Origin of the sequence: Kosakonia oryziphila (assembly GCF_900094795.1) — a bacterium.
Lineage (GTDB): Bacteria > Pseudomonadota > Gammaproteobacteria > Enterobacterales > Enterobacteriaceae > Kosakonia > Kosakonia oryziphila.
In genome coordinates this window covers 18,696-29,812 of sequence record NZ_FMBC01000057.1, presented here as the reverse complement: position 1 = coordinate 29,812, position 11,117 = coordinate 18,696, and the positions used below count along the sequence as shown (strand labels likewise).

Here is an 11,117-nt window from a genome sequence, read left to right as displayed (position 1 = left end):
GCGTAACGATCTGCTGGAACTGATGGATGACAGATACGGAAAGAACGCTACGGTGATGATAAGCCAGTTGCCAACGGATGAGTGGTACGGTTGCGTTGGAGATAACACGCTGGCAGACGCGATCCTTGATCGTCTGATGCATAACTCCCACCGGCTGGAAATGAAAGGTGAGTCGATGAGAAAACGACTGGCACAGGTTGACGGAAAGTGAACGGTCGGTGTAATAAAAAGAAGTTAGGGCGCGTTAGGAAATAACGCGTTCACGTTCCCCCGGAATAACCGTTCAACTTCGCCAGAATACGCAGGAGAATGAGCTATCTGGGAAGTAAAGCGGCAAGCGGGGTTTATCAGAAGATTATTGCTGAAATGCCGCCGCATGATACTTACATTGAAACCCACCTAGGCAGTGGGGCGGTGATGTTGCAGCCAGGACGATTGGTATCGATGTCGATGAAAATGCTTTTAAATTAACGCGGGATCGCTGGTCAGGTATGGGGGAAATCCCGCCCCGGTTGCATCTATATCACGGTGATGCTGTAGGTTTTTTGGAAAGAGAAGACTTTACTCAACATGGCCGCGTGCTGGTTTATTCCGATCCTCCCTATCTGCTTGAAACGCGCACCAGTCGCGCCCGCTACCGTCATGAATATACGGTTGCCGATCATGAGCGCCTGTTAGCCTGCCTCATAAACCTACCGGAAAACGTCAGCGTGATCCTGTCTGGTTATCCGTCGCGGCTCTATGACGAAACGTTAACGGGCTGGCTCAGTAAAGAATTTCAGGCCATGACGCGCGGCGGGGTGCGAACAGAAAAAATCTGGATGAACTACCCGGAGGGAGGCGCGTACTCGCACACGTTCGCTGGTAAAGACTATAACGATCGTTACCGGATTAAGCGAAAGGCAAGGCGCTGGAAGGAAAAGTTTGCAGCGTTACCGCCAGCCGAACGCCTGGCAATTATGGTTGCGCTGGCGGAAGTGGATATATAAAACAAAGCCCCGACTAGCGGGGCCATAATGTCATTCAAGTATCAATTGTTCTGGGGTGCATCTATATAATTTTGCCAGTCTTTCTATATTGTCTCTGCGTGGTCTTTCTGACTTCTCGAATTCCGAAACGGTAGCCTGTGTTATACCCAGCGCATCAGCGACTTGCTTTTGCGTCATACCTCTGTAGATGCGCCATGCGGCCTGCATGGTGCAATTCTTTTCAGACAAAATGTTAATAACCTCATTCGGGTATCTGGTATCTGGTGATGTGTCGTCGTCGAATTGAACTGGTTCGTATAACTCGTCAAGATCACTGTCACGGGTTAACTTTTCGAACAATTCAATCGGCACTACAGCGGACACTCTGTGTCCATTGCTGTCGGTGATGAATTGGATTGCGGACATTTTTGATTCCTTTAGGTTAATGGTCGATTAGTTCTTAAAATTTACATTCCGGGTTAAAAGGGCGGCGGGTTTCCCCGCCTAGCCTTAGTACGTTGTCGACGTGCGACGCAGGATGCGAAGGATATCTATCACTACAATCTCTCCGCCTTCCATCTCAAATAACACGCGGTAGTTTTTTACCCTCAGTCGGTACTGACCGTTTTTATCCGTGAGTTTTTTGATATCCAGCCCATGAATATCAGGGTAAGCCTGTAATGCGTTTACTTTTTCGCGCACTGGTTTTTGGTCTTGTGAAGGCAGAGCACGCAGATCTTTAACGGCTCTGGTCTTCCATTTGATCACTGTCGTCATGACAAAACCTCAGAAGTAAATTTTAAAGAACGTACCCTGTACGGGATGTTGATAATATAGGGTAAAACACCTTTATTTGTCAATAATCCCTATATTAAAACCCTATATAGAAAGTTGCCGAAGTGGTATCGTTCTTTCGCACAATAGTGCACAAATTTGCACAATTTTTTTGAAGCTATTTATGTCCTTTACGCCCTGTGGTGGCATGGTCTGGCCCCGGATCTAGAAATGCACAAAAAACGAAGCAAATGTCGCGCGCAGGTGACGGGGGAACAGCCCACGCGACAGGGGGTAGGGAGGGGATGCCTTAAATTGCCATTCTTCGATCTTTTTCGCCTTCCCGGCGCATTTTCTCGCTTCTGGATGTAAGCGGGGTCGATTGCAGTTTGCGTCTGCCAGAATGGCGCTCATGCGTTCTGAGTGAGGGGCGTTAAAGGTCGTACTGAGTTGTTATCTGGTGGTGGCCGGTCATACGGGGATTGAAAATTATTGAAGGAGAATCGCCGCAGAATGTGCAGCGTGTGTGTTGGGTTACTCGTCTTTGAGCAGAGCGTAGGGATTAAAGCGGATCACTTCCTGACCGAGCCAGTCATTGACTCCCTTCATGGCTTCCATCACAGGCAACATTTCGTTGATGGCGAAGACGCGCGCGGCCTTCTCAACATCACCGAGCGAGCCATTGCCTTCAGGCATTGCGCCCATCAACTGCGTTGGGATGCGGTGAGCGTCACGCAAATCGCTGCGCGTTGCTGATTTGATGTTAAGAAACACATCCTTGGCCGATATCTGGCTGAATGGCAACAGTTGCACGCCGTCTTTGCCGCCGCCAGGAGCGTGGATCAGTACGTTTTTAAATGCGCCTTTCCCTCTGGCCTGTGAGAGCTTCTTTTGAACCACCTTTATACTTCTTTCCTGATCCACCTGTGCCGCGCCCACATAGAGAATACATCCGGCATGTGAGCCGTTGTCGTAATAGAGTTTGCGGAACTTATCGGCGGAATGTGACAGGCTGGCGGACAGTAGCGCGCCCATTATTCAGGCATACCGTAGATTTCCTGGTGAATGTCCGGGTTCATGATGTGGCAGACCTCGCCCGACATGAACTCGTATTCATCCTTCCACTGCCGGATAAACCAGTATGTATCAATATCGCTCCCCCGCCGCGTGTTCAGTGCCAGAACATGCTGGAGTTTGAGCGGAGCGCCAAGGACATTAGTTCGACGCTCAAGGTAGGCATTTCCGAAGACAAACCAGTCCAGCGCAAACGCAGAGAAAGCCTGTCGTGAGAGTAACGTTGCCCCTTACATTGCGTTTGAAGTAAAGCGCCGACTGATGCAGCGGGGATTGTGCAAACGCACGGGTTAACCCTTTCCAGTCTATTGGCGTTTCATAGTACCGGCCATTGTCGACGCAACACATGCTATCAAGCAGATCATAGCCGTCTGTGACCGAATATGGCCCGTCAAAGGTGAAGGCGCTGAGCGCCGGATCGCTTTTGAGCGCGTCAGAGATATCAGGCTGTCCGGCACTGCCACTGCTGGCAGTGTGTTTATTTTTGTATGTGCGCTTCTTCATCAGAACTCCATAGCAAACCCGCCGCTGCCACTCTCCTGGCCCAGCGGTTCGTTAATAATGGCGAGCATATTCGCCCAGACTAAATCACCGTGGCTGACGCCGCGCGAGCGGTCAGTGTCATAGGTGATGAACCCGCCATGCTGTATCGTCCGATCTTGATAATCTCGCGGGCAACCTGGATATCAAGCGACGCGATTTACAGCACCGGTGAAAATATTCGAAGCGTTATTGCATCGGGCTTCTGAAATAAAATCTGCTGGCCATTTTGATATCATCAACCGCACAAAAAAACGCACGAACCTTCTCGCGCGTTTTTTTCAGGCTTATCCCACTTCAGGTAGCAAACCGGCGACGATTAAAAACTGAATGGCGATAATCGCAATGCCACAGGCGAAAATCAGGCACAATACAGGCTTGCCGCCGGGAACACGATAAGTGTGCTGTGGATTATGTTTCCGGCTTTGCCAGGCCAGCATTGACGGTAACAGAAGTGCCAGCACGGAAAGCGCGACGCCAGCATAGCCGAGCGCCATCACAAATCCTCGTGGATAAAACAGCGCAAAGGCCAGCGGCGGCAGGAACGTGATTATTCCGCTTTGCAGGCGTCCGGCAGCATTGTTGCGTCGCTGGAAAAGATCCGCGAGATAATCAAATAACCCCAGTGACACGCCGAGGAAAGAGGTCGCCAGCGCCAGATCGGCAAACAGATGAACGGCCAGTTCCACATGCGGCGAGGCCACCACTTCGCGCAAAGCTTGCAGCAACCCGTTTAATCCGGTCTGGCTGGCCAGTAGCCCCATAAACGTTGATGAATCAATACTGCCGAGTGTTGCAAGCTGCCAGAAAATATAGGCCACCAGCGGAATGGTGCTGCCGGTGATAAATATCTTGCGCAACTTGCGGATATCGCCGCCCATGTAACTCACAATGCTCGGCACGCTACCGTGAAAACCAAACGAGGTGAAGATCACCGGAATTGCCGACAGCGCCAGCCCTTTTTCCAGCGGCATGGTCAGCAAATTCGCCTGGTGAACGTGCGGCATTAATAGCGCCAGCATCACCACGAGGAAGAGGAGCTTGGCGCTGAAAAGAGCGCGGTTAAACAGATCGACAAGCGAAGTACCAGCGCATACGACACCACCGGCAATAATAGTGAACAGCAGCACACCGGCGGCTGGCGAAAGCGCAACGTTAAACCACTGGCTGATACTGGACGCCAGCAATTCCCCTGCGCCACTGATGTACGCTGCGGTCAGCGCGTACATTAAAAACATCATACTGAAACCAGTGATCCATTGCCCATAGCGACCAAGATAACGCCTTGCCAGCGACCCCAGTCCGGTATCGGCGGGAACATGCTGATAAACCTCCAGCAAGAGCAGGGCGGTGTAACACATCACGGTCCACAGCGCGATAAGTAACACAAAAGTGGTGGCAAACCCAACGCCAGCTGCTGCCAGCGGCATTGCCAACATCCCTGCGCCGATCGTGGTGCCAGCGACGATAAAAACACTCCCTAATGTTCGATTTCTCACGCTTTCCTCTGTAATAAAACGCACTACCAGCCCAAACTGCGGCGCAGGTTAAGATAATTCAGTGGTTTCGTCAAACGACCGTTACATGAATCGTAACGATATATTTACGGTGATGCTTAAAGTGTCAGCACAAGCGGATCGGACGATAGGCTTGTTGTGTCGGATGCATGTAAACCTGTCTTAACGCAATACCTTCAGGAAATGTTGTGTTTATGATGCATCTTTTGCGAGGAGGATTTATGGCATCAATACATGGCCACGAAGTACTGAATATGATGATTGCATCAGGAGAACATTACACCACGGAGAGCCTCACAGCGGCCGTTACCAAACGCTTCGGGGAAACGGCGCGTTTTCATACTTGCTCAGCAGAGGGAATGACAGCGGCGGAAGTGGTGACATTCTTAGCGGCGCGCGGAAAATTCATTCCGGCTGAAGAGGGTTTTTCCACCCACGAAAGTAAAATCTGCAAACATTAATAAAAAGGGCGGTAAAAAGTATTACTTACCGCCTGAATAATTATTTCTGTGTGCCCAGCGTCGCCAGTTCTTTATCGATAAAATACAAACCTTCGCCGCTTTTACCCGCAAGCGTTAATTTATCGATAACCGATTTAAACAATTTCTCTTCTTCGTGCTGTTCGGCAACATACCATTGCAGGAAATTAAAGGTTGGATAATCCTGAGAGGTCATTGCAACGTGTGCCAGTTCATTAATTTTATGCGTGATCACTTGTTCATGTTCGTAAGTGGCGCGAAACAACACATCCAGAGAAGCATAATCGGCAACCAGGGATTTGATAGTATTGATGCGTGGCAAGTTACCGGTATCCGTCAGATAGTCAAACAGACGCTGCATATGCGTCATCTCTTCCTGCGCATGGCGGCGCAGGAAAGCTGCGGCACCTTCAAAGCTGTGGTAGTTGCACCATGCGCTCATCTGTTGATAAAGCAGGGAAGAAAAAAGTTCCAGATTCATTTGTTCATTTAATTTTTCAATCATCTCTGCTTTTAACATGGCATAGCTCCGGGAAATATAAATGGAATTGCGGCCACTATAATTTTTTATTTAATTATTTGCAAAAGGTTAAATGAAAAATCATTTATTAAATAATTGAATGAAATACCACGCGGTGACGCGGTTAATTAAATAAATGAGAATTGTTTTTATTATTAATAAACGCGCAGGCCAGCATGATTGCTGGCCCGAAAATTACCAACTACCAGTGGTACGGGAAAAGGCCATGCCGCGGCACTGATATTGAATAGTAACTTTTGTATTCATGCAAACTGAACCGCTGATCAAGCTGCATGTTTCGACCGGTCGGCCGAAAGGTACTGCGGTAGCATAACCCATTTGTTGGCACTGCTTGTTAGCTGTGCCTTGTGCGGTGTATTGGTCGTAATTGGCGGTTTGCATCATCGACTGGTTATAGCTCAGACGCACCAGTCCACTGGTGGTATCGACACTGCTGACTTGCGCCTCTTTGGTGAGGGTACAGCCAGCAAGCAGGAGCAGCGAGGCGGCAACAAAAATTTTCTTCATGAAATCACTCTGATTCATTTTGGCATGTTCTCATCTTAACGTGTGGATCTGTAGGCAATCAGCGGAATAACCCGTGGAACTGACGCTACTAATCGCGACGGCGAAACGACGAGGGATTGATGCAAAACTGTGAACCTGCTTTTGATTTTTAAAACGAAATTTCATTAAATTTGAAAATGTGTTTGTCAGGTAGTATGGTTTATCCAACCTTTGCTATCTGAAGCATGTTCACAGGAGATCAAAAATGAAAATTGCACTGATGATGGAAAACAGTCAGGCGGCTAAAAATGCCATCATTCTGAAAGAGCTGAAAGCCGTTGCCGATGAAAAAGATTTTCCGGTGTTTAACGTCGGTATGAGCGACGAGAATGACCATCATCTGACCTATATCCACCTGGGCATTATGGCGAGTATTCTGCTGAACGCGAAAGCCGTGGATTTTGTCGTAACTGGCTGCGGTACCGGGCAGGGCGCGCTGATGTCGCTGAACATTCATCCGGGCGTGGTGTGCGGCTACTGTATTGATCCCGCGGATGCGTTCCTGTTTGCTCAGATCAACAACGGTAATGCGTTATCGCTGCCATTTGCGAAAGGTTTTGGCTGGGGCGCGGAACTGAACGTGCGCTTTATTTTTGAGAAAGCCTTTACCGGCCGTAAAGGGGAAGGTTATCCGCCGGAGCGTAAAGAGCCGCAGGTACGTAATGCAGGGATCCTGAACCAGGTGAAAGCTGCGGTGGTTAAAGACAATTATCTCGATTCCCTGCGCGCCATTGACCGTGAACTGGTGAAAACGGCCGTCTCCGGCGAGCGCTTCCAGCAGTGCTTCTTTGAACACTGCCAGAACAAAGAGATTGAAGCCTTCGTTCGCGAAGTGCTGGCCTGATAAAAGCCCGCCGCAGCTAGCCTGGCTGCGGCGGGCCATTTACGCTTTTTTCTTCTGCGATACTGCGCTACCGGCATCTCTGGTCAGGCGCAATGTATCAAACATGCCAGCCAGGCAAATCAGCGCGATAAACACAAACGCCAGCCGGAAACTGATCCCTTCAATGCCAGTGATATGCAACCACTCACTGATATGTTCACCAGTACGAATACCAATTGCACCAAGCGTGATACCCAGGCCGACAGCCAGCTGTGTAGCGGTACTGAATAGCGTATTGGCATAACTCATTTGTGGTGACGGAACATCGGCAAAGGCGAGTGTGCTGACACCGGTAAACTGTACCGAGCGGAAGACGCCGCCCAGGAACAGCACCACGAAGGTGAGCCAGACAGGCGTTGTTGAGGTAAGAAAAGCGCAGGCCAGCAGCGCCAGCACATTCAGCGCGCCATTAATCAACAGCAATTTTTTAAAGCCCAGCCAGCGAATCAGTGGTGTTGTGGCGGGTTTGATCGTCAGGTTACCGGCGAATACCGCCAGCACCAGCAACCCGGCGTGGAACGGATCCATACCAAAACCGACCTGGAACAGCAGCGGTAGCAGAAAAGGGACGGCGCTTATTGATGCGCGAAACAGCGAGCCGCCGTACATCGTCACGCGAAATGTCGGCACTTGCATCGCATCCAGCCGGATCATCGGCCATTGCGCCCGCCGAAAATGACGCAAAGTAAGTGCCAGTGTTACACCGTCCAGGATCAGCAATCCGCTGGTTAGAACGCCTTGCGGATGCTCTGCGCCTAAAGCTTCCATGGCATACACCAGGCTAACCATGGGCACCGACGTGGCGATAAACCCCGGCAAATCGAACGGGCGTCGCTCCTCTTCACGAACATTGGTAATGATGCGCAGCGCCAGCAAAATCGCCATAATCCCCAGCGGCACATTAATAAAGAAGATCCAGCGCCAGTTAGCGTAATGTGTAATAAATCCCCCCAGCGGTGGGCCAATGATCGGCGCGACCAGCGCGGGCCAGGTTAGCGTGGCGATGGCGGTAATAAGCTGATGTTTTGGCGTGGTGCGCAGTACGGCGAGACGCCCAACTGGCACCATCAATGCGCCGCCTACGCCCTGCAAAATACGCATGCTGACGAACATTTCTACGCTGGTCGACAGTCCACACAATATAGAAGCAATGGTGAAGATAGCCAGCGCCAGCGAAAAGACACTGCGTGCGCCAAAGCGATCGGCAATCCAGCCGCTAGCCGGGATCAGCACGGCAAGGGTAATTAAATAAGCACTGATACCGATGTTCAGCGCGACGGCTTCGACACCAAACGTTTTTGCCATATCCGGCAGGGCGGTAGTGATTACCGTACCGTCGATAAACTCCATAAAGAAAGCGCCAGCTACCAGTAGCGCAGCGGGAGAAAGACCTCCTGTCTTCCGCAAAAGGGTACCTTCACGCATTGTGAGTCTGCCATTTGCAAAAATAATAGAGAATACTAAAAAAAATTTTAGCGTGATAACCGCAAGATTTATAACTGGATTTTTAACAAAGCTACTGCATTTTCATTTTTTGAAACGTGATTTCTATCACGTGCTGATTGGTTTTTGTGATGGATGTCATATTATGTGCACATTGAGACGTAACACCTGCATAACAAATTGGCGGAGCAAAAAATGAAACTGCGTAAAATTCTGAAACATATGTTTGAAACTTATTGCAAAACTTTCAAAGACGTACCGCCAGGCGCTATGTTCTGATGATAAAAAAACCTGCTGAAGCAGGTTTTTTTATGCCCGTCGTCCAGTGACCAAACCTACTCATATACACGAATTCCCGCTACTATGGCGCACTTTATTTAAGGAGCGCCTATGTCACAGAATCTCTCCACCGACCAGGAACTGGTATCCGATATCGTTGCCTGTCAGCTTGTCATCAAACAGATCCTCGACGTTATCGACGTCATCGCGCCGGTTGAAGTGCGTGAGAAAATGTCTCACCAGCTTAAGAGCATCGATTTTGCCACCCATCCGGCAGCTACCGACCCGGTTACCCGCCGTGCAATCCAGAAAGCTATCGCCTTAATTGAACTGAAATTTACTCCTCAGGGTGAAGCTCACTAAGAGCGATACCTGGCGGGCCGCAAGGCAGCGTGAATCTGGCTGCCAGCAAAGCTGGTGGCGCAATTTGTTGAACAGCACAACGCAGCCGGCAAGCTAATTTGCCCGCTCTGTTCCGCTGCTGCACGCGTGCTGGGCGGTAATGGCTTGCTGAAAGGCCGCCGCTATGTCTGCTCTGGCGATCTGTACGAAACTGTCGATGATGGTGAGTATGTCGACGCGCCAGTGGTGGAAGATGGCAACCTGATTAGCGGTAAAGGCCTCGGGCTGACTTTCGATTTTGCCTTGACGATTGCCGCGCGTTTGCAGGGAGACGAAACTGCAGCGCGGGATCACACCAAGCATATCTACTATAGCTGGTGATTTTTCTGCCCGGATGCGTCCTGCATCCGGGACAAGGATAAGCTGGCTGATGTTATGGATTATCCTGCTTTCATCCTTTCTATTTGTCCGACAAATACGGCTGATTTTATGTGCTATATCGCTGAATTTATGTACGGAATTACTGTAATTCTGCGGTGTGATGCCGCTCTCCTATGGAGAATCAATTTCCCGCTAAAACTACTTCCAGCACAGGTGTCCAGGGATGTGCGGACTCTAATGCCTTGTTTTATTAACTTTTAAATGAACCGGTAGATATTTTTCCCTACGCAAAAGAAAGCTAAAGCTGGAGTTTACCATGCACAAATTCACTAAAGCGTTGGCGGCCATCGGTCTGGCTGCCGTTATGTCACAATCCGCTATCGCTGAAACGATGAAGCTCGGGTTTCTGGTTAAACAGCCGGAAGAACCCTGGTTCCAGACTGAATGGAAGTTTGCCGACAAGGCGGGCAAAGATTTGGGTTTTGAAGTGATTAAAATCGCCGTCCCTGATGGTGAAAAAACACTCAACGCCATTGATAGTCTGGCGGCCAGCGGCGCAAAAGGCTTTGTTATTTGTACTCCAGATCCCAAACTTGGCTCGGCGATTGCCGCCAAAGCGCGGGGTTATGACATGAAAGTCATTGCGGTGGACGACCAGTTTGTGAATGCCAAAGGCGAACCCATGACCTCGGTGCCGCTGGTAATGATGGCGGCAAGCGAAATCGGCGCGCGTCAGGGTGAAGAGCTCTATAAAGAGATGCAAAAACGTGGATGGAATGTGAAAGATACGGGCGTCATGGCTATTACCGCGAACGAGCTGGATACCGCTCGCCGCCGCACGACCGGTTCTATGGACGCGCTGAAAAAAGCCGGTTTCCCGGAAAAACAGATCTACCAGGTGCCAACCAAATCTAACGATATCCCCGGCGCATTTGATGCCGGTAACTCCCTGCTGGTACAGCATCCAGAAGTGAAACACTGGCTGGTGCTGGGCATGAATGACAATACAGTGCTGGGTGGCGTACGTGCGACAGAAGGCCAGGGCTTTAAAGCGGCGGATGTCATCGGCATTGGTATTAACGGCGTCGATGCGGTAAGTGAGCTGTCGAAAGCGCAGGCGACCGGCTTCTTTGGTTCGCTGCTGCCAAGCCCGGACGTGCATGGCTATAAAACCAGCCAACTGCTCTACAACTGGGTTACCAAGGGCGTTGAGCCACCGAAATTTACGGCAGTAACGGACGTGGTGCTGATCACCCGCGAGAACTTCAAAGAAGAGCTGGCGAAAAAAGGACTGTAATTCTCTGTTGATTGTGCTCCCCGCGTCTGGCGGGGAGCCAGATGTACAATGAA

Annotated in this window: 12 protein-coding genes and 3 pseudogenes; 8 read left to right on the top strand and 7 right to left on the bottom strand. The window is 50.1% G+C overall.

Annotated features, from left to right (window positions below; genetic code table 11):
* Both GA0061070_RS20935 and GA0061070_RS20930 read left to right on the top strand, forming a co-directional pair.
* On the top strand, positions 1-211 hold a 211-nt coding region (locus tag GA0061070_RS20935; RefSeq protein ID WP_167353606.1), incomplete at its 5' end, for an ATP-binding protein.
* A 98-nt stretch (positions 212-309) separates the two neighbouring features.
* A pseudogene (locus tag GA0061070_RS20930) lies at positions 310-989 on the top strand (DNA adenine methylase).
* Positions 990-1,019: 30 nt separating this feature from the next.
* On the opposite strand, the gene GA0061070_RS20925 reads toward GA0061070_RS20930, so the two are convergent.
* From GA0061070_RS20925 to tyrP, 4 genes and pseudogenes are all read right to left on the bottom strand, one after another.
* Positions 1,020-1,394: a helix-turn-helix domain-containing protein gene (locus GA0061070_RS20925; RefSeq protein ID WP_090138094.1), complete on the bottom strand. Its 375-nt coding sequence runs from the start codon at positions 1,392-1,394 to the stop codon at positions 1,020-1,022.
* An 84-nt stretch (positions 1,395-1,478) separates the two neighbouring features.
* Complete coding sequence (locus GA0061070_RS20920; protein ID WP_090138092.1) at positions 1,479-1,745, bottom strand: type II toxin-antitoxin system RelE family toxin; 267 nt, start codon at positions 1,743-1,745, stop codon at positions 1,479-1,481.
* A gap of 531 nt (positions 1,746-2,276) precedes the next feature.
* Positions 2,277-3,320: pseudogene (locus GA0061070_RS20910) on the bottom strand (phage portal protein).
* A gap of 323 nt (positions 3,321-3,643) precedes the next feature.
* Positions 3,644-4,855, bottom strand: a complete 1,212-nt coding sequence (tyrP, locus tag GA0061070_RS20905; RefSeq protein WP_090138090.1) for a tyrosine transporter TyrP — start codon at positions 4,853-4,855, stop codon at positions 3,644-3,646.
* Positions 4,856-5,094: 239 nt separating this feature from the next.
* Here tyrP and GA0061070_RS20900 point away from each other — a divergent pair, with 239 nt between their 5' ends.
* The gene (locus tag GA0061070_RS20900; protein ID WP_090138088.1) at positions 5,095-5,334 is read left to right on the top strand and encodes a YecH family metal-binding protein; all 240 of its coding nucleotides are present in this window, start codon (positions 5,095-5,097) and stop codon (positions 5,332-5,334) included.
* A gap of 40 nt (positions 5,335-5,374) precedes the next feature.
* Here GA0061070_RS20900 and ftnA read toward each other — a convergent pair whose 3' ends face one another.
* On the bottom strand, positions 5,375-5,872 hold the full coding sequence (ftnA, locus tag GA0061070_RS20895; RefSeq protein WP_090138086.1) for a non-heme ferritin: 498 nt from the start codon (positions 5,870-5,872) through the stop codon (positions 5,375-5,377).
* Between the two features lie 195 nt (positions 5,873-6,067).
* Complete coding sequence (yecR, locus tag GA0061070_RS20890; RefSeq protein WP_208598193.1) at positions 6,068-6,400, bottom strand: YecR family lipoprotein; 333 nt, start codon at positions 6,398-6,400, stop codon at positions 6,068-6,070.
* A gap of 244 nt (positions 6,401-6,644) precedes the next feature.
* Here yecR and GA0061070_RS20885 point away from each other — a divergent pair, with 244 nt between their 5' ends.
* A complete protein-coding gene (locus tag GA0061070_RS20885; RefSeq protein ID WP_035887538.1) occupies positions 6,645-7,283 on the top strand; it encodes an RpiB/LacA/LacB family sugar-phosphate isomerase in 639 nt (212 codons plus the stop codon).
* A gap of 39 nt (positions 7,284-7,322) precedes the next feature.
* Here GA0061070_RS20885 and GA0061070_RS20880 read toward each other — a convergent pair whose 3' ends face one another.
* Positions 7,323-8,747, bottom strand: coding sequence for an MFS transporter (locus GA0061070_RS20880; RefSeq protein WP_090138082.1), 1,425 nt, complete (start codon positions 8,745-8,747; stop codon positions 7,323-7,325).
* Between the two features lie 213 nt (positions 8,748-8,960).
* Here GA0061070_RS20880 and azuC point away from each other — a divergent pair, with 213 nt between their 5' ends.
* The 4 genes and pseudogenes from azuC (at position 8,961) to GA0061070_RS20855 (ending at position 11,064) form a co-directional block, all read left to right on the top strand.
* Positions 8,961-9,044 carry a stress response protein AzuC gene (gene azuC / locus GA0061070_RS20875; RefSeq protein WP_017458329.1) on the top strand — a complete coding sequence of 28 codons (84 nt, stop codon included), beginning with the start codon at positions 8,961-8,963 and terminating at the stop codon, positions 9,042-9,044.
* Positions 9,045-9,155: 111 nt separating this feature from the next.
* On the top strand, positions 9,156-9,407 hold the full coding sequence (locus GA0061070_RS20870; protein ID WP_090123589.1) for a DUF2766 family protein: 252 nt from the start codon (positions 9,156-9,158) through the stop codon (positions 9,405-9,407).
* 5 nt (positions 9,408-9,412) lie between these two features.
* Positions 9,413-9,767, top strand: a pseudogene (locus GA0061070_RS20865) (DJ-1/PfpI family protein); the annotation flags it as partial.
* Positions 9,768-10,083: 316 nt separating this feature from the next.
* On the top strand, positions 10,084-11,064 hold the full coding sequence (locus tag GA0061070_RS20855) for an arabinose ABC transporter substrate-binding protein (protein WP_090138077.1): 981 nt from the start codon (positions 10,084-10,086) through the stop codon (positions 11,062-11,064).
* The last annotated feature ends 53 nt before the right edge of the window (positions 11,065-11,117 follow it).

What these genes read in the sequence shown, in the direction of transcription:
- GA0061070_RS20855 (WP_090138077.1), top strand. Translation starts at nt 10,084, where the DNA reads ATGCACAAATTCACTAAAGCGTTGGCGGCCATCGGTCTGGCTGCCGTT.
- ftnA (WP_090138086.1), bottom strand. Translation starts at nt 5,872, where the DNA reads ATGTTAAAAGCAGAGATGATTGAAAAATTAAATGAACAAATGAATCTG.
- yecR (WP_208598193.1), bottom strand. Translation starts at nt 6,400, where the DNA reads ATGAAGAAAATTTTTGTTGCCGCCTCGCTGCTCCTGCTTGCTGGCTGT.
- GA0061070_RS20870 (WP_090123589.1), top strand. Translation starts at nt 9,156, where the DNA reads ATGTCACAGAATCTCTCCACCGACCAGGAACTGGTATCCGATATCGTT.
- GA0061070_RS20885 (WP_035887538.1), top strand. Translation starts at nt 6,645, where the DNA reads ATGAAAATTGCACTGATGATGGAAAACAGTCAGGCGGCTAAAAATGCC.
- GA0061070_RS20925 (WP_090138094.1), bottom strand. Translation starts at nt 1,394, where the DNA reads ATGTCCGCAATCCAATTCATCACCGACAGCAATGGACACAGAGTGTCC.
- GA0061070_RS20920 (WP_090138092.1), bottom strand. Translation starts at nt 1,745, where the DNA reads ATGACGACAGTGATCAAATGGAAGACCAGAGCCGTTAAAGATCTGCGT.
- GA0061070_RS20900 (WP_090138088.1), top strand. Translation starts at nt 5,095, where the DNA reads ATGGCATCAATACATGGCCACGAAGTACTGAATATGATGATTGCATCA.
- azuC (WP_017458329.1), top strand. Translation starts at nt 8,961, where the DNA reads ATGAAACTGCGTAAAATTCTGAAACATATGTTTGAAACTTATTGCAAA.
- GA0061070_RS20880 (WP_090138082.1), bottom strand. Translation starts at nt 8,747, where the DNA reads ATGCGTGAAGGTACCCTTTTGCGGAAGACAGGAGGTCTTTCTCCCGCT.